The organism is Bacillus sp. AFS002410, assembly GCF_002556365.1.
Lineage (GTDB): Bacteria > Bacillota > Bacilli > Bacillales > Bacillaceae_G > Gottfriedia.
On the sequence record NZ_NUEU01000001.1, the window covers coordinates 89,147 to 109,296 of the forward strand.

Sequence of the window (20,150 nt, forward strand, 5' to 3'; positions counted from 1 at the left end):
CAATGTACGGAGTTGTCGCGTTATTTGATGAGAAAACCGAAAAAATTATTAGAGATATATGGTCAGAGTTAAGAGAAAACTCGATTTCGTTCTATGCTGATGAAGTAGTGGATCGCAAGCCGCATATTACTTTGGCTAGCTATAAAGATTTGAATTTATCAAAGTTCACCGAACAGATGGATAAATTTTACGAGAATGAGTCGGAAATAAATATTACTCTTAATTCAATCGGATCATTTTTAAATACTGGGATATTGTATTATTCACCAATTGTTACAAAAGATTTGATAGAGTTTCATGAGAATTTTCACGCTCAGTTTAAACAATTTAATGATAATCCAAAGTCCATGTATTTACCTGATAGCTGGGTACCGCATTGTACTCTAGCAAACCGTTTGACACCGGATAAATTAGTAGAAGCATATAATTATTGTTTAGATCGAAATGAAATAATTGTTGGAAAAATACAGGAGATTGGCGTTATTGAGTTGGTTAATAAGAATAATGCGCCTATCGTTTATTCAAAATCATTAAATGCAAAAACTCGTAAATGATTGCGGGTTTTTTATTTTTGATACTCTATTAGAGGAGATTATTGATTTCCTTGAGTAACTAAATGTCAGTTTAGTGAAATAAAAAGTGAATTAATCCATTAATATCTGTATTATGTTAACTGCATAAATCAGTTGTACAGAGATAATAAAATTGTTTAATTTGCAATTATTTTGCGGTAATGAAATTAAATACCAAATAAAGGAAATATCCTCTTGACAGTCGAATATTAGCCTAGAACCAAAATTAACAATTCCGATGAGGAGGATTCTTGTGCGTCCACGACCATTATCTATTGAAAATCCGGAGAATGCTAGGTATGTTAGTCTTGTGCCAGATGGAGATATTAAAGAAATACTTAGTAAGCAACGAACTAATACCATTACCCTCTTAAGCAGCGTATCAGAGGAGTCATCAAGGAAGGCGTACGCACCAGGGAAATGGACTTTAAAAGAAGTGATTGGGCATTTGACCGACTCGGAACGTGTGATGTCGTATCGAATGCTTGCCATTGCACGAAATGAAAGTGCACCACTCCCAGCAATGGATCAGGATCAATATGTTTCTGCGGCAAACTTCAACAAGTTATCCTGGGAGCAGCTACTAGCTGGTTTAGACACGGTACGCTCCAACACGTTAAGCCTTATTTCAACCATTGATGATGTAGCGTGGGATCGTAATGGAACTGTAATGAACAAGCCAGTTTCGATAGGTATCATTGCATATGGCATTGCCGGGCACGAATTACACCATATGAAAGTGATTAGTGATAAATACTTATAAGTCTTTTTCTATTAATGAAAAAACCTAATTTCTCATTTAGGGTGCGTTAGTTGAAGAAGCAGCAAAAAAAGGATCTTTCCTGTTGAAAGTCCTTTTTTTATTGCCGATAACGGCGTTTATGTAAACTAGATTGTATTAGATTTTCACGTGAAAACGAGGCGTACTTGTTCAACTAAATGGCAGATTAGTTTAAGTGAAAAAGATTCACAAATTGGTTCGAGTTTTTAAACTCATCCCCATCGAATTCGCACAAGAGAAACATAAGTAATTTAAATGGGGTAGATAAACCAGTGTTTTTTATTTGAACCTACTTTAAAGAGCCTTGCTACGTATAAAATGTAGTAAAGCTCTTATTTTTTTGTAAAACTATTAAGATGAACAGCTACACTCACTGTATGAGAAGTTGTATCTGATAATTCCACTGCAAAATCCCAATTATTACAATGCTGTGAAGAACAACATCTGGACACACACCAAATTCTGTCCTTGCCTTTTGAAGTAATTTCTGCAATACCTTATCCTTATTTTCTTCGGTGCAATTACCACATAAATATTTACCTTCTGGTAGTATTGTTAGCCCTTCTCGAGATGGATATTTTAAGCAAATTGCAAACAATCGTGTTTTTTCTGATGTTGTTATCATTCCTGCCATATCCTCAAACAAAAATTGTGATTGCAACGGTTCTTCAATTTGGTTATAAAAATGATTGTGATAGTTCCTTAAATTATCTAATGTAGGGTATTCCAATTTATTTGAGAGCATGATAACTCTTTTTGATATATGTTTGACAAAGAAATCCCCATTTTTGTTATCTAGGTTATTTAACTTATTTTCATAATCTGTATAGGCACGTTTAATCCTTGATTTTGCGAATTGCAGGCGAACGATTTTCTCATCTGCATTTATTTCTGCCTGTTTTAAAAGTGCAATAACTTTAGGGAGATCATTCTGCTGCAAAATGTCTTTTATCTCCGTCAAAGTTAAATCCATTGTTTTAAGAAGTTCAATTGTTTGAAGTTGTACTAGCTCCTGCTCAGAATAATATCGATATCCAGTTAGTTCATCTTTATGGCATGGCTTTACCAGACCTATACGGTCATAGTGCCTCAAGGTTTCACTAGTCGTGCTAACTTTTTCTGCTGCTTGCTTAATTGTGTATAAATTATTCATAATTCCCTCTTGACCTTTTTGTAACACAAAGATTTAAAGTGGAGTATATCATTGAACCGAGAAAATCGCAATGGTGTGAAATAACAAAATAAGAGAGGTTAAATAAGAAGGATTAAAACAAATGAAAAAGATAGAAGGTAAAGAAGAAGTACGTATAGAAAGTGGCTATTTTGATGGAAAGGGTTCATTTCATGTTATAAAGGACAGCGTGGAAATTGAAAGAGATGTTAGAAATATACTCACATGATCACCCTTTTTTAGTGAACGATCAAGCGATGACTAACCTTGTTGTAAATGGGAACTAAAATCACGGATAAAGGGATACTTTTACAAAAAGCGTGGGTTCGGAATGGCTGTGACCAGTGAGGCAAAGCAAATCATTTTAAACGAGCGGAAAATGGAACTGTTAGGTAGATTTCGACAATCGGTGAAAATTGGTATATCAAGAGAGGAAAATTATAAGTTGTCTAGCGGTATCTGCGATTGTTTATGTTTTATGTGTTTTGGTAGTTAGTCGCAAAAAGATTTAAATGATAAATTTTAATAATATCCTTTAACAAAGAATCAAAGATGGTTATACCATAAAGGTGAAATGCGCTTCCGATATATCTTGTTAAGTCGAAATAAAAAGGATGAGCTTACAGCCTATACTTGAATAGAGGATAAACATGCGACAGCGCACCTTCACTATCATGGTTCTACTGCATACACGATGAAATTACTACTTAGAGATTATTGGGGGTATAATAACGATTAAATTTTTTAAACCTATTATTGCAGGTGCAATAATGATTTTACTTACAGCATAACTCCTTTGAAAAGCTAAGTAGGGATTCTATCGAGATACACGCATCTCTGAATACCTAGTATATAAAGCTATTTACAATATTGCTCACCAAGTATAAAAATTAAATTCGTATAATATAGAAAGAGGTACCATAAGTTATGAAAAAATATTTTAAAAATCTTTTGTCTGTGACTGTTGCTCTTGGATCAGTAGTGATCTTTGCTTCTGCTTGTACAACAGATTCAGATTCTGATGTTTCATACGAAAAGAAAAGTTATTCCGTAGAAGCAGAAAGTATAAAGCAAATATCTCTGTCTGACAAAGGGAGAAAGGTTGAATTAGAAGAATCAAAAGACAATGATATTCATATAACTTATTTCGAAAGTGATAAGGAATCCTATGATATTCATGTTTCAGACAATGATGAGTTAGTAATGAAGTTAGTAACTGATAAAGACTGGAAAGACTATGTAGGATTCCAAACAGACGAAGAACATCATATTGTAAAGATAGCTGTTCCAAATGGTATTACTAGCGAAGTTAAGATTCAAACCTCCAAAGGGGATATTGTTTTAACTGACTTAAAAATAGATGGTTCTATTGAAACTATAACAAATGGAGGGAAAATAGAACTTACCAACGTAACGGCTAACAAAAAATTGAAAATGAAGACCAAAAATGATGATATAAAATTAAATGATGTAAATATAAAAGATTCCATTGATGCAACAATTACCAAAGGTAATATCAAGGTATCAAATGTGGCAGTGGGAGATACGTTGAAATTGAGAACGAAAGATGGAGATATTACCGGGTCTGTGATAGGTTCGTATGATGTATTTAAAATTTTTAGTGAGGCTTCTAAGGGTAAAAATAATCTACCTGAAAATAAAAAAAGTGGGAATAAGACATTGGACGTAGGTGCAAATAATGGAGACATAAATCTCGAATTTGTTAAGTAACCAATTTTGCTATTAATTAAAACTGTCTGATACAAAATCCTCAACGGTAAATCTTTTTGGATCCGATAGATCTGAAGTATTGAAGTTGAGGATTTTGTCTATATTTTTGCCATTATCACTAATTGTGTATATTCATTGAATAAAACTTTTAGAGTCTTTTTTATGCAAAGGAGTTAACAATGAAAGTAGAGTGGTACAAACTAGATAATGCCGGAAAGCTATATGCTTCAACTGTTACATCGAGAGTTTCTACGGTTTTTAGACTCTCAGTAAACCTTAAAAGCATTGTTAATCCTGAAATTTTACAATGGGCTATTGAACAAACATTAGAACAACTACCTCTATTTAAAGTAATCGTAAAGAAGGGGATTTTCTGGAATTATTTTAAAAAAACGAATGAAATTCCAATTGCTTCAAATGAGCATTACTATCCTTGTTCTAATCTGTTTTTTAACAGTCATAATAAATTACCCTATCGTATTTTGTATTATAATAGAAGAATTTCTTTTGAAGTCTCACATATGTTGACAGACGGTACGGGAGCCCTTGAATTTTTAAAACACTTGGTGACTTATTATGTAATAAGGAAACAATCTCTTAATTTGCAAATGGAAACGAAAAATAGAAATAGCTTAGAGTTTGAAGATTCTTTTTCTACATATTACGAAGAAAATGTACCAAGCTGGCAAGAAACCCTTGATTATGCATACAAACTCCCATTTAAGTTTGATAAAAAGGGCGTATACCATATTACTACAGGAAAGATTGATATAGGCGAAATAAAACAGTTAGCCAAACATCAAGGCATAAGCATTACCACTTATATAATATCTAAATACATAGAGGTATTAATCGAAATTCAAGCTGAGCTAGCAGATAAACCTAAACCTATTACCATAAATGTACCTGTTAACTTGCGGAATTTTTTTGAAAGTCAAACTCTCCGCAATTTCTTTGTTAGTATACCTATAACAATTGATCCTCGTTTAGGAGAATACAAATTTCATGAGATTGTCCATAAGGTTGAAATAGAATTTAAACGATATTTAAACAACAAACAACTGAAACCACTTATTGCTCGAAATGTTCGAGGAGAAAAAAATGTCTTGCTACGACTTTTACCACTTACAATTAAGGACCAATTGGCACCTATTATACACTCGAAATTTGGGGAAAGTTTGTATACAAGCTCCATCTCTAATTTAGGAGTAGTATCTCTGAATAAGGACATAGAACCTTTTATTGAACGATTTGAATTCTATCCACCCCCCAGTGTAGGTAATAAAATAAAAGCCGGAATTATTAGTTATGGTTCTTTCATGTATATCACTTTCGGAAATATATCTGATATTCGTATTGTAGAACGGGAGTTCTTTAGAAAACTTAAAAAAGATGGTATTCATGTGAAAATAGAATCTAATCGGAGTGGATTTTAGTGGCTTATTGCCCAAAGTGCGGTATTCAAGTAGAGAGGGACCAAATACCTTGCCCTTTATGCTTTACCTATATTCCTAAAGTTTCTAGTGATAAACAGCTTCTTAAAGATAATGGTTTTCCACAATATTACAGTATGTATGAAAATGTAAGAGATAACATACTAAAAATAATTTTTCGTATTTTTAGCGTAGGTGCTCTTTTAGCTCTTTTCGTCACTACATTAATTAATTTTATATTAGCTGGAACTTTAACATGGTCTCTATATAGTAGCAGTTCAGTCATTTCTTTTTGGATTGTAATTTATGTCTTCTCTAAGAAAATTAAAAGGAAAACTCTGATATTAAGTATTACAGCTACATGTTTATTACTTGCATTAGATATGGTAGATGAACAAATAAATTGGTCTTTTACTATAGCAGTTCCTATTTTTTTAATGTTCGTTACTTTAATTTGGCTGAACAAAGTGTTTTATAAAAAGAACAAAAAAAGATGGCTTGCTTTTGTGGGGATAATTACCATATCCGTATGTATTTTAACAGTATGGATCGATTTTATATTAGGACAATATATTAACCGTCCCTATACCTTTTCAAGGTCTATTGAGGATATAAAAGTCTTTTTATCTATTGGTACAGTTTGTCTAGTTCTCTCCTATGGTTTTCCAAATAAATGGAAAGAAATATTGAAAAGCAAATTTCATTTTTAACTTTCTATTCAATTCACAAGTGGAACATGACAAAAGTATCCAATTGAATTAGAGGTCGAAGGGAAGATTGACGTTTATCCTCATCACAAAATAACAAGAAAGATAATGGGTACGTTTATTTAAATATGAGGTTAATATTTGAGAAACCAAAGGTGTATTGAAATTTTTCTTATACAACTAACTAATGCATTAGTTACATAAGAAAATGACCACAAAAATTTTTGTGGTCATTTTCTTTTACATAAAAAGCAAGAATTTAACAGAGCCAAGTATGATATTCCTTTTATAACTCTATTTGATTTTGGATTCACATATTTATGTTTCTAGAAGTTAAATGTATCAAAATTAAAACTAATTTATAAAAAATATGAGGTAAATAAGTAAATTCATGAAATGTGCACTTATTTTGAATTAGAATTAGCTGGTGATTTATCAAGCTCAAGATGACTTCTCAAACTACTTGTTATAGCAGTTACGCTAGTTTGATCAGGCATATAATAGTAAATCCTGTCAATATAATCGTCTTTTCCATCCAATTTTAATGTCGTTATGTTTTTAGGATTAGTTTCTTTCATATCATTGAATAAAAATAAGCCTTCAGACAAGCTCATATTTGTTGTGACATTTTTACTAAATACACTTGCATATTTATCTATTTTAAATAAAGTTTTGGGAGACTTTAATTTATCGATAATTGCTAGCATGGCTTGTTGTTGACGTTCTTCACGTCCAAAATCACCACGGGGATCGCGCTTTCTCATTCGAGCATAGGCTAAAGCTTCTGTACCATTCAGATGTTGATTTCCTTTTTTGAAGTAAACCTTATAGCGTGGTTTAGTATCAGTATATTGCCAAAAATCAAATGGAACATCAACATTAATTCCACCAACTTCATCAACAATATTTTTAAAACCACCAAAGTCTACAGTAACATAATAGTCGATTGGGACGTGTAAAAAGTTTTCTACTGTATTGACAGTTGATTGAAGACCACTATTATATGCACCATTAATTTTAGATTTTCTTTTTTGATCTGGAATTTCCACGTAAGTATCACGAGGAATACTCATTTTTTGTATTGTATTATCTTTAGGATTAACTGTTACTAAAATAATTGAGTCAGTTCTACCCCCTTGACCTTTTGTTGCATAGTTTTCAATTCCTAGAAACAAAATGGAAAACGGTTGAGTATCTTTTAATTCTTGATTACGCATACTTGAGTGAATAACTTCACCCTGAGTAGCATTTTGTAATTTAAAGTATGCTTTTAGTCCCTTATATCCAATAAATGCTATAAGAATTATAACTAGCAACAGCAATATTTTAAGAGACTTTCTTTTTGTTTTTCTGATTTTTTTAGGCTTTTCTTTCATTTGTTTAGCAAGAGCTCCTTTTGAGATTTTTGTATATTCTTTGATTTGAATCAGAATATTTAAGATGAAATATGATTAGCATAATTTAAACATTAAAGTTTTACAATACAGATTTGGTTAAATTTTTTTAATGAATAAACCAAAAAGATCAATTTCTAATGCAATTTAATCACCTTTGTTTAAAAGCTAAACTTGATTATTTATATCCATTAAAACCTTCGAAGAAAGGAGTATTAAAATGGCTTTACTTCTTATTACATTAATAGGTCAACATAGCTACCTATTGATATTCTTAGTAAATCTTCTTGAACTATTAGCATTACCTATATCTGGAGAACTTACCATGAGTTATTCAGGATATTTAGTATTTCAAGGCAAAATGAATTATTTTTTATCCATATTGTTAGCAGTATTAGGGGCTATAATAGGTATTAGTTTATCTTATTTAATAGGTAATAAATTTGGTTATCGTCTTATTCAAAAGTATGGAAAGTATATTCATTTTGGACCGGGAAAATATCAAAAGACTGCAAAGTGGTTTGATCATCATGGCAATAAATTACTGATATTAGCTTTTTTTATCCCAGGTGTTAGACATTTTACTGGATACTTTTCTGGTATTTCCAAATTGCCATATTTAACATTTGCTCGTAATGCGTATATTGGTGCATTTTTATGGGGAGTGACATTCGTAACCCTTGGGAAAATTTTAGGTCCAGAGTGGGACAAGTTTCATCATTCCGCTAGTAAGTATTTAGGAATTGGAATAACTTCTCTCATAATATTTATTTTGATAATTTTTTTAACTAGAAGATACAAATTGTTTATTAAATCATTTATTAAACGTTATATTTCATCCCTATCAAAATTTTTTACTACATTAAGAAGAATGGAAATTTTTATATTCTGTCTCTTTGCAGTTTTTTTGTTAATGTTTATTTCTACACTAGGATTAAGTGAGGAATATTTAAATAATGAGTTAAATGAATTAAATGAGGTTAGTAGATATTTAATACGTAAATTATTTAATGAAGATTGGAAAACGGTGATGAACGGGTTACTCTTCCTCCAAACCCCATTGTTTTTATTAGTCATTTCATTCGTAACTTTCAGTGTACTTTTTTTAAATAGACGAGATTTATTGTTAGAAAGTTTAATTTGTTTATCTACTATTATTGGAGGAGTGTTACTTAAAAAGATTTTAATTAGTATTTTTCACTATTTAAAGCCAAGTTTAGGTTCATTGTTGAATCTTGGATTTCCGAATGAGCAGTCATTTATGTCAGTTTTGGTTTACGGATTTTTTGTTTTCATTTTAGTTCGCCATTTGACCAAAACTAATCTTCAAAGCCTCCGTATTTTTCTGCCCTTCATTTTTTTATTACTATTATTTTTGATGGGTATAGCTAACGTATATTTTTCAATTCGTCTGCTAAGTGATGTATTGGCAGGGTACACGTTCGGAGCAACATGGCTATTTTTAAATTTAGTGTTACTCGAACTTTTTAGACTAATTCAAAATAAAGTTGATTAAAATTTAAGTTGAATATTATCGCTTCCAATTGATGATCTTAATGCTGACAGTAGACTTGTAGCATTCATGCAATGTATAAAGATTTCATCGTGTACCAGATAGGCCAATTCATTTTTGTGGCAAAAATCCTTTACGATAAAATTGTATGGATTATGAATATGTAATTCAACTAACTAATGCTTTAGTTACATAAGAGTTCCAAAGGTTGTCTAATTAGATAACCTTTTTTTTAGTTCAAAAAACAACGTATTAACTTAACAGGGCCATTTTTAAAGAAAGTTTACCAGATTAATAGCTAAAAGCTTCAACTCAAATAAACGAATCGGAAGTAACTCAATCGAGTTGTTTTCGATTCGTTTATTTTATTCATTTGAGTCGTTTTGAATCAATAAATGTTGTTTTGTTGGGGTTCTTTAGTTTTGGCATGGTTATTGCAATATAAATGGTATAGGGGAAAGAAATAGGGAAATGAGAGGGGAAATTACTAATGACTTTTAACAAAGTACAAAATGGAACGACTGAAATTTTTGAGAGAACGTTGACTTATGATTTATACACTGATCCGAAGGTTTTGGTGGAAGAGCAAGAGAAAATTTTTTCAAAGACTTGGCAGTTAGTTGGGCATGTTAGCCAATTAGAAAATATAGGGGATTTCTTTACAGCTGAAGTAGCTGGTGAACCGATTATTGTAACACGTGATAAGGACGGGGTTATTCGAGCTTTTTATAATGTTTGTCCACATCGAGCAACTAAGCTAGAGAAAAATGAAAGTGGAAATAAGAAAATTTTACAATGTGCTTACCACGGATGGACGTTTCATTTAGATGGTAAGTTAAATAAAGCACCTAATTTTAAAGGGGAAGATTTAGCTTGTGTATCAAATGCTTGTTTACGTTCTGTGAGGATGGAAATTGCTGAATCATTCATTTTTGTTAATTTAGATGATCATGCTACGTCATTAATCGAGACGTATGGAGATTTTTTTGAAAAGCTAAGTAAGTTCTCATTTTTAAGTGAGTTAAAAAGAACGAGCAGTAAATCTAGAGTAATTAAAGCAAACTGGAAAGCGTTTATTGATAATTATTTAGAATGTGATCATTGTCATATAGCACATCCAAGCTTTGTGGCTACTTTAGATATGAAAGACTATCAAATTATTACATGTCAGAATTATTCTGTTCAAGGTTCTGTTGTGAAAGCAAATAAGAAAATGGGTTCATTAGATTTTAATGAAGTAGAAATGCAAGGTGGTACGTTCTATTGGTTATGGCCGAATTTAATGATGACTATTTATCCAGGACCAGGAAATATTGCTACGATCCAAATGGTCCCGGTCGATCATGAGACAACACTTGGAATTTACACTTACTATTTTAGAGATGAAAACTTAACACAGGAAGAAAAAGACTTAGTTGAATTTGCTGAAATAGTACGAAATGAAGATGTTGAGTTAGTTGAATTAGAGCAAGTTGGATTCCGCTCACGAGCATTTAATAAAGGCCATTATTCTTCTTCAGAGCAAGCAATTGTTCAGTTCCATGAGACTGTCTTAAAAGCACTGGAGGCAGAGTGATGATGAACAAAGTAAGTCCAATGAAAGAATATTTATTTATTAATGGGAAAGAAGTACAAACATCTGAGTATTCAAACTTGTATTCTCCATTTACAAGAGAAGTTATTTCAGAGATTGCTGTTGCTACAAAAGAACAAACAGAACAGGCAATCGAAGTAGCATATCAGTCAAAAGATGAGTTTGCTAGAATGCCAGCATTTGAGAGGGCACAAATTCTTGAAAATGTCGTTTTGTTATTAAAAGAAAATTTTAATGAGGCTGCTGAAATCATTACAAAGGAAACTGCAAAACCAATAATGTTTTCAAGGGGAGAAGTAACAAGAACAATAGAAACATATAAATTTGCAGCTGAGGAAGCAAAACGAATTCATGGAGAAACAATTCCGTTCGATGCTGCCTCTGGTGGTGTAGGAAGAGTAGGCTATACAGTAAGAAATCCAATTGGTGTAATTGGAGCGATTACTCCGTTTAATTTTCCTATGAATCTAGTAGCTCATAAAGTAGGTCCAGCTATTGCGTCTGGTAATACGGTCGTTTTAAAACCGGCATCTCAAACGCCACTTTCGGCATTATTTATTGCTAAATTATTCAAGCAAGCTGGCTTACCAGACGGGATCTTAAATGTTGTGACAGGTCCGGGTCGTACAGTTGGAGATACGATTGTTGAAGATGAGCGAGTAAATATGGTTACATTTACTGGAAGTACGAGTGTGGGAATTAACATTAGAAATAAGGCGAAGTTAAAGAAAACAACACTTGAGCTTGGATCAAACGCTGCTGTTATTATTGATAAAAATACGAACCTAGATAATGTTATAGATCGTTGTGTAATGGGGGCCTTTTCAAATCAAGGGCAAGTATGTATATCTTTACAGAGAGTATTTGTTCATGAAGATATTTATGAGGAATTTACGAACAAATTCGTAGAAGCAACGAAAAAACTAAAACTTGGTAATCCTTTTGATGATGAAACTTATCTTTCTTCATTAATTTCACCTGATGAACTAGATCGGGCGTTAGACTGGATCGAAGAAGCAAAACAGAGCAATGCAAATATCCTTACAGGTGGTATAGCGCAAGGAAATATTTTGGAGCCTACAATCATTGCGGATTGTACATTTAGCTTAAAAGTTTCATGTCAGGAAGTTTTCGCTCCAATCGTAACGGTTAGCAAAGTGAAATCAATTCAAGAAGCCATTTCTCATGTAAACAATTCGCGCTATGGTTTACAGGCTGGAATCTATACGGATAGTGTGTCGAATGCATTACTTGCCTCAAATGAACTGCATGTAGGAGCGGTCATCATTAATGATATTCCAACTTTTCGGGTTGATAATATGCCATATGGTGGTGTAAAGGAAAGTGGAACAGGAAGAGAAGGAATAAAGTTTGCAGTAGAAGAAATGACTGAGCTGAAGCTAATTGTTTGGAATCAAAACTAAAGTAGGAGAACTGATATGAAAAAACATAAAATAGCGGTTATTCCAGGGGACGGTATAGGTCCAGAAGTGATTAATGAAGGAATGAAAGTTTTAAATAAAGTAGCAAGTCTCGATGCTTCTTTTACGTTCGAATTTACATCATTTCCTTGGGGATGTGAATACTACGCACAATTTGGAAAAATGATGGACGATGATGGAATTGATCGATTAAAGGAATTTGAAGCAATCTATTTAGGAGCGGTCGGATTTCCTGGTGTACCAGATCATATCTCATTATGGGATTTGTTATTAAAAATTCGTAAAAGCTTCGATCAATATGTGAATATACGACCTGTAACGCTATTAAAAGGTGCACCGTGTCCTCTTAATAATATAGAAACCGATGATATAAATATGTTATTTATCCGAGAGAATACGGAAGGTGAATATGCAGGAGCAGGTGATTGGCTGTATAAAGGAAAAGAACATGAAGTAGTTATACAAAATAGTGTCTTTTCTCGAAAAGGAACAGAGCGGATCATTCGCTATGCGTTTGAAGTGGCCCTAAAAGAGGGGAAAACAGTAACAAGTATTAGTAAGGCTAATGCTTTAAATTACTCAATGGTATTTTGGGATCAAGTATTTGAAGAAGTAAGTAAAGAGTATCCTTCAGTAAAAACATACTCTTATCTTGTTGATGCAGCTGCAATGCTTATGATCAAAGACCCGAAACGGTTTGAAGTAGTCGTGACTTCTAATTTATTTGGAGATATTTTAACAGACTTAGGTGCAGCCATCGCTGGAGGTTTGGGTCTTGCAGCTGGAGCAAACATCAATCCTGAGAGAGAATATCCGTCAATGTTTGAACCAATTCATGGCTCAGCACCAGACATATCAGGTAGACAGATTTCCAATCCGCTCGCTGCAATTTGGTCAGCAAGCCAAATGCTTGATTATCTCGGATATGAAAAGTATGGTAAGTTAATTCTTAATGCGATAGAAGAACTATTAACTGAAAACAAATATTTAACACCTGATTTAGGAGGGGCATCAACTACATCAGAGGTAGGGGATCGAATCGTTGAAATAGTTGCCTCAAGAATGAGTGTGTTACATACACAAACAAATTAACGAACAGAAATGATACCTAATAATTAAAAGGGAAATACTTCAGGAGTATCTCCCTTTTGATTTAATCTTCACTTTTACAATATTTTCTAATTAATTTATTTGCTTTTGTTTGACTTAATCCGAGATCCTTTGCAACCTTTCGAGAACTCTTATGAATTTTATAAGATTCGATTATCATTTTTTTCTCAGTTTCTTCTAAAATATTGTCTAATGAATTCTCCTCATAGATTGAGATAGATTGATCATCAGGAATTAATTGTGATGGTAAGTCAGACAATCGAATGACTGAATCGCTAGTAATAACAAGTCTCTCAATTATATTTTCAAGCTGCCTGATATTGCCTGGCCATTGAAATACTTCAAAAGCGTTTTTTACATTTGATGAAAACGAGCGGTTAACTTTGTATTTATGATTGAACTTAGTTAAAAAATGATCGGCTAGTAAAGGAATATCTTTTTTTCTTTTTCTAAGTGGAGGGATTTGAATATCAATTACATTTAAACGATAAAATAAATCTTCTCTAAATTGCTTTGATTTTACCATTTCCAATAGATTACGGTTCGTCGCTGTAATAATACGAACGTCAGCCATTTTTAATTCTCGGCCACCTACTGAAAAAAAACTACGATGCTGTAGTACTTGGAGCAATTTCGCTTGAAATTTTAAAGATATTTCACCGATTTCGTCTAAGAAAATTGTTCCTTTATTTGCAGTTTCGAGTAAGCCAATTTTTCCATTTTTTAAAGCACCTGTAAATGCACCAGCAGCATAACCGAATAGTTCCGATTCTAATAGCTCTTCTGGGATCGCTGCACAATTAATAGCAAGAAAAGGACCGTTTTTCCGGTTGCTTAAATCATGGATATATTTTGCGAGAACTCCTTTTCCAGTTCCAGATTCACCTTGAATTAAAATATTTGTATCAACAGGGGCTATTTTTTTACTAAAATCAATGATATTTGTCATTTCGTCATCACATGTTATAAATCCATTAGAATGCAAATGTTCACTCGAACTAAGTTCATGAGTGCTATTATGAATAATAGAAATATAATTTTTTTCGCGAGAAGTAATAAAAATGAAATCCAAGTTTTTATTAATAGGATTGAAGATTGGAATAGCTGTCGTGACAAGTTCTTTACCAGTATGAGTTGTTTGATTAATTGTGACTGTGTTATTTTTCTCTAAAACAATTGGAATAATTGAAGGGGTCCAATATCCTTTTTCTAAAAAAATATCATTATGTTTTCCTATAATTTCGTTTTGACGTAAACCATAATGTTGTTCACACATTTTATTAACATAAATGATTTCAAGATTTCGGTTTAAAATATAAATTTCATCAGAAGAATAGTTTAAAATGTTTAACAATACTTCTTTATCGAATTCTAGTATATCTGTAAGATTAGAATAACTGTTCATAATGTATGCTCCTTTTTAAGCGCTTACAATTAAAGGTTAGTATTTTACTATTTTACAAAAAGAGTTTAACATAAGTCTACAAATTATTTGCAGAATTTTAAAAATAATCAACTATTTGAGGGTAAGGGGGAAATAGGATGAAATTATTTGCCATTTTTTTAACTATTTTTGCTTTCATAGGGTCATTAACGATTGTAAATCGTGTGGAGCCATACATTTTAGGATTACCATTTATTGTATTTTGGTCTGCGAGTTGGTTAGTCATCACTTCTATCTGCTTATTTATTAGCAATGCAATATTAGAGAAACAGGAGGAAAATCAATGAGCATTCTATTAATTGGAATTACGTTTCTATTTGCACTTTTTTTAGGAATACGTGCCCGAAGAGGAAGAGAAATGAAGTTGGAATCTTGGGTAGTTGGAGATCGTAATTTTGGTAGTATTGTCATGTTCGTTCTAATGGCTGGTGAAATGTTCACTACATTTATTTTCTTAGGAGCAAGTGGTGCATCTTATTCAATGGGTGGACCAGTAATCTATATTTTCTGTGCTGTTACTTATATTATTCCATTTTGGATTTTACCCCATATTTGGCGTTATGCGAAAAAACATAATTTATTAACTCAGCCAGATTTCTTCGTTAAAAAATATAATAGTAAATCTTTAGGGCTACTTGTTGCAATCGTTGGGGTCGTTTCCATTATTCCATATATGGTTCTCCAATTAAATGGTATAAAAATTATTGTATCCGAAGCTTCATACGGTGCCATTTCACCGAATTTAGCAGTATGGATTGGTGTTATTGTCGTGACAATCTTTGTCTATATCTCAGGAATACATGGTTCAGCATTTACAGCGATACTAAAAGATATTTTGATGCTTATTACGATTTTAGTTTTAGGAATTTATTTGCCAGTCCATTATTACGGTGGCGTTGAACCGATGTTTAAAACATTAGATGCTGCTAAACCTGGATTCTTACTTCTACCTAAGTCTGGTTATAGTATTTCTTGGTATGTATCAGTTTGCTTAATTATTGCACTTGGTCAATACATGTGGCCCCATGTTTTTGGAGCGAGTTTATCATCCAAAGATTCCAAAACATTACGAAAAAATGCAGCACTGATTCCTCTTTATCAAATACTGATGGTATTCATCCTTTTTATCGGTTTTACTGCACTTTTACAAATGCCACATATTCCAGGAGGACGAACTGATCTAGTTTTATTCTCAATTGCTAAAGCAACACTCCCACCTTGGTTTATTGGTGTAATTGGTTCAGCAGGTTTACTAGCAGCATTAGTTCCAAGTTCATTGTTATTATTAACGGCTTCAACATTACTTTCAAAAAATATATATAAAGCAATTAAACCAGATACAAGTGAAGCGAAGTTAGCTGGACTTACTAGAATCTTAGTGCCAATCATCGCTTTAATCGCTTTATTATTTACGTTTTATGGTGGAAAAACAATGCTATCTCTATTATTAATGGCATATAGTTTCGTCTTACAATTATTCCCTGCCTTAATTGTAACGTTCTTAAAACGTAATCCAGTTACAAAAACTGGAGCAGTAGCGGGAATACTATCCGGATTAATTACAGTAGCATACGTAACAATTAAAAATACGAGTTTCGGTACATTATTCCCTCATGCACCTCAATTTTTAAAAGATTTAGATCCAGGGTTTATTGCATTTACGATTAATATCATCTTTATGTTTGGTGTGAGTGGAATTACATATTTAGTAAAAGTAAGACCACGAGTAGGTCAAAAAGCAATCAAGGAACAATGGTGAGCGTATGAAAATTATTTGTTTAGGTGATAGTCTTACGGAAGGTTTAGGAATTTCAAAAGTTAATGCATGGCCAGCTGTACTTCAAAACGAATTATCAGTTGAGATTATAAATAAAGGGATTTCAGGTGATACAAGTACTGGAATGCTGTCACGATTCTACCATGATATCGTATTAAACAATCCATCACATGTAATTATTTGCGCTGGAGGAAATGATTTATGGTGGAATGTTGATTTAAACTATATACTGTCGAACATTTATTCAATGGTCAAACAAGCTATACACAACAATATTCAACCTATTATAGCAATCCATCCACCAATTCATTTAGAAAATATTAATCGCAAAGAAGTATGGGAACCGATTGCTGGCTTTGAAACATTTGTTTTAAAAGCAAAAGAGTTAGCCAAACGAATTGAGCAAATGGTTGAAATAAATCAATTTAATCTAATTGATTTTCGAATTCCGTTTCAACATCATCAACAATTGAAGACTGAGTTTTTCGAAGGCACTGATGGAGTACATCCGAATGAACTTGGTCATATTGCTTTAGCAAAACAGGCATATCAAACAATGAAAGAGTTCTAAAAATACCAATAAAACGGATAGCAGTCTTTAGCTATCCGTTTTATTTTTTAATTAACCGTATCAATTGCTTTTAATTCATAATCCATATATGTACTCTCACTTTTCCATTCAATCTTTCTTATAACAGCAATACCAAAAGGCTTTTCATCATTCTTTCTAGTCACATTGATTGGTGTATCAATAGGAAACAAGTGGTATCCATTAAGCTCTAAAGAGAATGTATTATTTTCTTTTCTGATCGCTTTTTCGTTCGTTACAATTACAAAATTAAATTCAAATGGCATACTCATATTTTGGAAACTCCTTAAATTGAATATTTTTACTATTTAATATAGAAGAGATTAAAGACTTAAAGATATCTTAATATATTTTTGTTGTGAATACAAAAAAGAGATAGGTAGGAAGATGAAATTTCATAATTTAGAAACATTTTTTTATTTAAGGGAGGCGGTGCGAGGTTTTAAGAGTATTAAATTATAGTGTTTTAGTTAATTTAGTAACTCAAGACCCTCTTATGAGTTAAAAATAATCAGCATATCGCTACTTTTCTAACTCAAGACCCGCTTATGAGTTAAAAATAATCAACAAATCGCTATTTTTCTAACTCAAGACCCCCTTATGAGTTGAAAATAATCAAAAAACCGCTACTTTTCTAACTCATGAGCCTCTTATGAGTTAAAAATAGTCGACAAATCGCTATTTTCCTAACTCATGACCCTCTTATGAGTTAAAGATAATCAACAAATCGCTACTTTTCTATCTCAAGACCCCCAATGAGTCCATAACTTTTACACACACAAATAAACGATGGTCATTGATTCACTATGTCGACTATATAATAAAATAAACAGTATTTTTGGAGTTGTTTTTTGGAAGGGGCTGATGTTTATGCGAAGAAATAAAAATATGGCTCTCATTGCAATATTGTGGATATGCATGGTGATTTTTATTATTGTAAACGCGGTTCGTCATATTCGAATATATATGGTTTATAATTCAGGCTTAATGCCATTTATTGTTTGTGGAATGTTTCTTTTTGCCATTGTTATTCTTTATGTGAGTGGATCGAAACAGCGGAGATAGAAGAGTAAATGAACCCATTATACTTAGGGTTCTTTTTTATTGTTAGCTCAGTTAAGGAGTTTGTAGATTTTCTTATGCAACTAAATTGAAGATTGGTTGAATAAGATAAGAAGTTTCAAAATATAACGAAATCAATTCCAAAATATGGTAAAATCATTTAGTCAGTAATGAATTTCTAAGAGTTTTCTAATTGAAAAATATGGATTTTGGTGTCTAGAAAGCAGGTAATTTTCTTTGAATATAAAAGCTATCAAACTATCAATTTGTACAATGCTAATTTTCGTTTCGATGTTCTTAATGACTGCGTGTGTTGGGGCAGGAACGATCGATGTAAAAGCACAAAAATATATTAAAGACAAATACGGTTTCGAAGTAGATGTTTTGGAAAAACCAAACATAAACGAAGGGAATATGGGAGATACCTATTTTAAAATTAGAAAGAAAACGGGAAATAAGCTCACTTTTAACATATACATTAAGGGGATTTTATTTACAAAAATTATTGGAGATGACTATGACATCCAATCTAAAACATTTGAAATGAAAAAGGCTTTTGAAAAATCGAATTCAGCAATTCTTAGTCGAGCCAAGGTAAAGTCAATCGAATTTAAAAGTGAAAATGATATGGAATCGTTTGATTACGCTGATAGTGGAAATGTTATACAACATTTAAAAGTAAATGTTGTGAGTGCAAATGTTAAAAATTTATTTGATACTGAAAAAATGAATTCTATTTATGAAGTGCTTAAAAAACTTCAAGAGTTTAGCAATGTTTACAAGCCATTAGATGTGAAAGAAATTAGTATTATACAAATGATGTAAATAAAAGAATAACTTTTGATATAGACAATGTACATTCGATTTATTCGATGTCTGATTTTGAACGTGAAAGCTCAACACCTTATGAACCGCCGAATATAACAAATTTTGCACAATACTCTTACTATGTTGAAGAATCCGGGCTTTTCAAGGATTTTGAAGGTGGGTTAAGGAGTCTTGGTTATAACTATTTGAATACAAAACAAATGCCAGTTTTCAATCAGAATATTGATTTAGCTTTCGAGTCTGATGAATATAGTATTTTTGACATTCAACTAAAAGGTGATATAGACGATGTAGATCAGGTCTATCAGTTACTCCAATTTTTAACGAGTGCCAAACTTGACGTTTATAATGTTACAATTTTTTCTTTAGATAATAAATATCCAGAGGACTATATGAATTCAATTTCCTTTCATATTCCAGATGGGGTATTGAAAGAAATCGTAAAACAAGCTTTTAAAGAAAGAGAAGAATATATTAAGGAATTAGATTGAAAATTAATCTTCTAAGTAATTTAACGAAACCTCTAAAAATCATTAGAATAACTTAAACATTACAAAGTTAGCAATATTAATATAAGAGTTCCTAAGGTTGTCTAATTGGACAACCTCTTTTTTTTATTCAAAAATCAACATTTTAATTTAACAGAAAAAGTAGAGAACAATTTAGAAAAATTAAAAATTAATTTGTACAGTATTAAACCATTTGTTAAAATGAAGACAGTATATGGTTGCAGTTTGCATTAATAGGGAATTTGGTGAAAAACCAAAACAGCTCACATCTACTGTAAAAAGCTACGAAACATTCGAGTGCGATTGCACGTAAATCACTGGGAAACTGGGAAGATGAATGGAGTAGGCTAGAAGCTTTAAGTCAGGAGACCTGCCATTTGCATTTTACAAGTCTTTCGGTGAGGGAAGTTTTGTTATCAGAAAAATTCTGTTCTTATGCGAAAGCCGTATAAGAGCGCTGTGACGCGCATTTTTTAGTATGTTGTGTGCAGTT

Annotated in this window: 20 protein-coding genes and 1 riboswitch; of the genes, 16 read left to right on the top strand and 4 right to left on the bottom strand. The window is 32.2% G+C overall.

Annotated features, from left to right (window positions below; translation table 11 throughout):
- Window positions 1-2 precede the first annotated feature (2 nt).
- Both CN692_RS00320 and CN692_RS00325 read left to right on the top strand, forming a co-directional pair.
- Window positions 3-554 carry a 2'-5' RNA ligase family protein gene (locus CN692_RS00320; protein WP_098117018.1) on the top strand — a complete coding sequence of 184 codons (552 nt, stop codon included), beginning with the start codon at window positions 3-5 and terminating at the stop codon, window positions 552-554.
- 271 nt (window positions 555-825) lie between these two features.
- Complete coding sequence (locus CN692_RS00325; protein ID WP_098117019.1) at window positions 826-1,335, top strand: DinB family protein; 510 nt, start codon at window positions 826-828, stop codon at window positions 1,333-1,335.
- 388 nt (window positions 1,336-1,723) lie between these two features.
- Here CN692_RS00325 and CN692_RS00330 read toward each other — a convergent pair whose 3' ends face one another.
- Window positions 1,724-2,506 (bottom strand): MerR family transcriptional regulator, encoded by a 783-nt coding sequence (locus tag CN692_RS00330; RefSeq protein WP_098117020.1) that lies wholly within the window; start codon window positions 2,504-2,506, stop codon window positions 1,724-1,726.
- A 121-nt stretch (window positions 2,507-2,627) separates the two neighbouring features.
- Here CN692_RS00330 and CN692_RS26505 point away from each other — a divergent pair, with 121 nt between their 5' ends.
- The 4 genes from CN692_RS26505 to CN692_RS00350 all read left to right on the top strand — a co-directional run bounded on the left by CN692_RS26505 (window position 2,628) and on the right by CN692_RS00350 (window position 6,398).
- Entirely contained in the window at window positions 2,628-2,753 is a 126-nt protein-coding gene (locus tag CN692_RS26505) for a hypothetical protein (protein WP_257143946.1), read from the top strand.
- Between the two features lie 698 nt (window positions 2,754-3,451).
- Window positions 3,452-4,255 (top strand): DUF4097 family beta strand repeat-containing protein, encoded by an 804-nt coding sequence (locus CN692_RS00340; protein WP_098117021.1) that lies wholly within the window; start codon window positions 3,452-3,454, stop codon window positions 4,253-4,255.
- A gap of 179 nt (window positions 4,256-4,434) precedes the next feature.
- On the top strand, window positions 4,435-5,691 hold the full coding sequence (locus CN692_RS00345) for an alcohol acetyltransferase (protein ID WP_098117022.1): 1,257 nt from the start codon (window positions 4,435-4,437) through the stop codon (window positions 5,689-5,691).
- Window positions 5,691-6,398 carry a DUF6320 domain-containing protein gene (locus tag CN692_RS00350; protein ID WP_098117023.1) on the top strand — a complete coding sequence of 236 codons (708 nt, stop codon included), beginning with the start codon at window positions 5,691-5,693 and terminating at the stop codon, window positions 6,396-6,398. The genes CN692_RS00345 and CN692_RS00350 overlap by 1 nt, the downstream gene beginning before the upstream one ends.
- Before the next feature lie 401 nt (window positions 6,399-6,799).
- On the opposite strand, the gene CN692_RS00355 is transcribed toward CN692_RS00350, so the two are convergent.
- Window positions 6,800-7,771 carry an LCP family protein gene (locus tag CN692_RS00355; RefSeq protein WP_098117024.1) on the bottom strand — a complete coding sequence of 324 codons (972 nt, stop codon included), beginning with the start codon at window positions 7,769-7,771 and terminating at the stop codon, window positions 6,800-6,802.
- Window positions 7,772-8,009: 238 nt separating this feature from the next.
- Here CN692_RS00355 and CN692_RS00360 point away from each other — a divergent pair, with 238 nt between their 5' ends.
- The 4 genes from CN692_RS00360 to CN692_RS00375 all read left to right on the top strand — a co-directional run bounded on the left by CN692_RS00360 (window position 8,010) and on the right by CN692_RS00375 (window position 13,430).
- Window positions 8,010-9,305, top strand: coding sequence for a VTT domain-containing protein (locus CN692_RS00360; RefSeq protein ID WP_098117025.1), 1,296 nt, complete (start codon window positions 8,010-8,012; stop codon window positions 9,303-9,305).
- Between the two features lie 487 nt (window positions 9,306-9,792).
- The gene (locus CN692_RS00365; RefSeq protein ID WP_098117026.1) at window positions 9,793-10,878 is read left to right on the top strand and encodes an aromatic ring-hydroxylating oxygenase subunit alpha; all 1,086 of its coding nucleotides are present in this window, start codon (window positions 9,793-9,795) and stop codon (window positions 10,876-10,878) included.
- Window positions 10,878-12,320, top strand: coding sequence for an aldehyde dehydrogenase family protein (locus tag CN692_RS00370; RefSeq protein ID WP_373605017.1), 1,443 nt, complete (start codon window positions 10,878-10,880; stop codon window positions 12,318-12,320). Before CN692_RS00365 ends, CN692_RS00370 begins: the two co-directional genes overlap by 1 nt.
- Window positions 12,321-12,335: 15 nt before the next feature.
- On the top strand, window positions 12,336-13,430 hold the full coding sequence (locus tag CN692_RS00375) for a tartrate dehydrogenase (protein ID WP_098117027.1): 1,095 nt from the start codon (window positions 12,336-12,338) through the stop codon (window positions 13,428-13,430).
- A gap of 61 nt (window positions 13,431-13,491) precedes the next feature.
- Here the strand turns inward: CN692_RS00375 and CN692_RS00380 are convergent, their stop codons facing one another.
- On the bottom strand, window positions 13,492-14,853 hold the full coding sequence (locus CN692_RS00380; protein WP_098117028.1) for a sigma-54 interaction domain-containing protein: 1,362 nt from the start codon (window positions 14,851-14,853) through the stop codon (window positions 13,492-13,494).
- 137 nt (window positions 14,854-14,990) lie between these two features.
- On the opposite strand from CN692_RS00380, the gene CN692_RS00385 reads away from it, so the two are divergent.
- The 3 genes from CN692_RS00385 to CN692_RS00395 are packed head-to-tail and all read left to right on the top strand — an operon-like array spanning window position 14,991 to window position 17,240.
- Window positions 14,991-15,179: a DUF3311 domain-containing protein gene (locus tag CN692_RS00385; RefSeq protein WP_098117029.1), complete on the top strand. Its 189-nt coding sequence runs from the start codon at window positions 14,991-14,993 to the stop codon at window positions 15,177-15,179.
- Window positions 15,176-16,651: a sodium:solute symporter family protein gene (locus CN692_RS00390; protein WP_098117030.1), complete on the top strand. Its 1,476-nt coding sequence runs from the start codon at window positions 15,176-15,178 to the stop codon at window positions 16,649-16,651. Before CN692_RS00385 ends, CN692_RS00390 begins: the two co-directional genes overlap by 4 nt.
- Before the next feature lie 4 nt (window positions 16,652-16,655).
- Window positions 16,656-17,240 (top strand): GDSL-type esterase/lipase family protein, encoded by a 585-nt coding sequence (locus CN692_RS00395; RefSeq protein WP_098117031.1) that lies wholly within the window; start codon window positions 16,656-16,658, stop codon window positions 17,238-17,240.
- Window positions 17,241-17,287: 47 nt separating this feature from the next.
- Here the strand turns inward: CN692_RS00395 and CN692_RS00400 are convergent, their stop codons facing one another.
- Window positions 17,288-17,530, bottom strand: a complete 243-nt coding sequence (locus tag CN692_RS00400; RefSeq protein ID WP_098117032.1) for a DUF2584 family protein — start codon at window positions 17,528-17,530, stop codon at window positions 17,288-17,290.
- Between the two features lie 598 nt (window positions 17,531-18,128).
- Between CN692_RS00400 and CN692_RS00405 the strand changes: the two genes are divergently transcribed.
- The 3 genes from CN692_RS00405 to CN692_RS00415 all read left to right on the top strand — a co-directional run bounded on the left by CN692_RS00405 (window position 18,129) and on the right by CN692_RS00415 (window position 19,639).
- The gene (locus CN692_RS00405) at window positions 18,129-18,323 is read left to right on the top strand and encodes a hypothetical protein (protein ID WP_098117033.1); all 195 of its coding nucleotides are present in this window, start codon (window positions 18,129-18,131) and stop codon (window positions 18,321-18,323) included.
- A gap of 234 nt (window positions 18,324-18,557) precedes the next feature.
- Entirely contained in the window at window positions 18,558-19,145 is a 588-nt protein-coding gene (locus CN692_RS00410; RefSeq protein ID WP_098117034.1) for a hypothetical protein, read from the top strand.
- A 47-nt stretch (window positions 19,146-19,192) separates the two neighbouring features.
- Window positions 19,193-19,639, top strand: a complete 447-nt coding sequence (locus CN692_RS00415) for a hypothetical protein (RefSeq protein WP_098117035.1) — start codon at window positions 19,193-19,195, stop codon at window positions 19,637-19,639.
- 216 nt (window positions 19,640-19,855) lie between these two features.
- Window positions 19,856-20,049: riboswitch (cobalamin riboswitch) on the top strand.
- Window positions 20,050-20,150 lie beyond the last annotated feature (101 nt).

Coding starts and splice junctions, on each gene's coding strand:
- CN692_RS00320 (WP_098117018.1), top strand. CDS start 3: ATGTACGGAGTTGTCGCGTTATTTGATGAGAAAACCGAAAAAATTATT.
- CN692_RS00330 (WP_098117020.1), bottom strand. CDS start 2,506: ATGAATAATTTATACACAATTAAGCAAGCAGCAGAAAAAGTTAGCACG.
- CN692_RS26505 (WP_257143946.1), top strand. CDS start 2,628: ATGAAAAAGATAGAAGGTAAAGAAGAAGTACGTATAGAAAGTGGCTAT.
- CN692_RS00340 (WP_098117021.1), top strand. CDS start 3,452: ATGAAAAAATATTTTAAAAATCTTTTGTCTGTGACTGTTGCTCTTGGA.
- CN692_RS00345 (WP_098117022.1), top strand. CDS start 4,435: ATGAAAGTAGAGTGGTACAAACTAGATAATGCCGGAAAGCTATATGCT.
- CN692_RS00355 (WP_098117024.1), bottom strand. CDS start 7,771: ATGAAAGAAAAGCCTAAAAAAATCAGAAAAACAAAAAGAAAGTCTCTT.
- CN692_RS00360 (WP_098117025.1), top strand. CDS start 8,010: ATGGCTTTACTTCTTATTACATTAATAGGTCAACATAGCTACCTATTG.
- CN692_RS00365 (WP_098117026.1), top strand. CDS start 9,793: ATGACTTTTAACAAAGTACAAAATGGAACGACTGAAATTTTTGAGAGA.
- CN692_RS00370 (WP_373605017.1), top strand. CDS start 10,878: ATGATGAACAAAGTAAGTCCAATGAAAGAATATTTATTTATTAATGGG.
- CN692_RS00375 (WP_098117027.1), top strand. CDS start 12,336: ATGAAAAAACATAAAATAGCGGTTATTCCAGGGGACGGTATAGGTCCA.
- CN692_RS00380 (WP_098117028.1), bottom strand. CDS start 14,853: ATGAACAGTTATTCTAATCTTACAGATATACTAGAATTCGATAAAGAA.
- CN692_RS00385 (WP_098117029.1), top strand. CDS start 14,991: ATGAAATTATTTGCCATTTTTTTAACTATTTTTGCTTTCATAGGGTCA.
- CN692_RS00390 (WP_098117030.1), top strand. CDS start 15,176: ATGAGCATTCTATTAATTGGAATTACGTTTCTATTTGCACTTTTTTTA.
- CN692_RS00395 (WP_098117031.1), top strand. CDS start 16,656: ATGAAAATTATTTGTTTAGGTGATAGTCTTACGGAAGGTTTAGGAATT.
- CN692_RS00400 (WP_098117032.1), bottom strand. CDS start 17,530: ATGAGTATGCCATTTGAATTTAATTTTGTAATTGTAACGAACGAAAAA.
- CN692_RS00405 (WP_098117033.1), top strand. CDS start 18,129: ATGCGAAGAAATAAAAATATGGCTCTCATTGCAATATTGTGGATATGC.
- CN692_RS00415 (WP_098117035.1), top strand. CDS start 19,193: ATGTCTGATTTTGAACGTGAAAGCTCAACACCTTATGAACCGCCGAAT.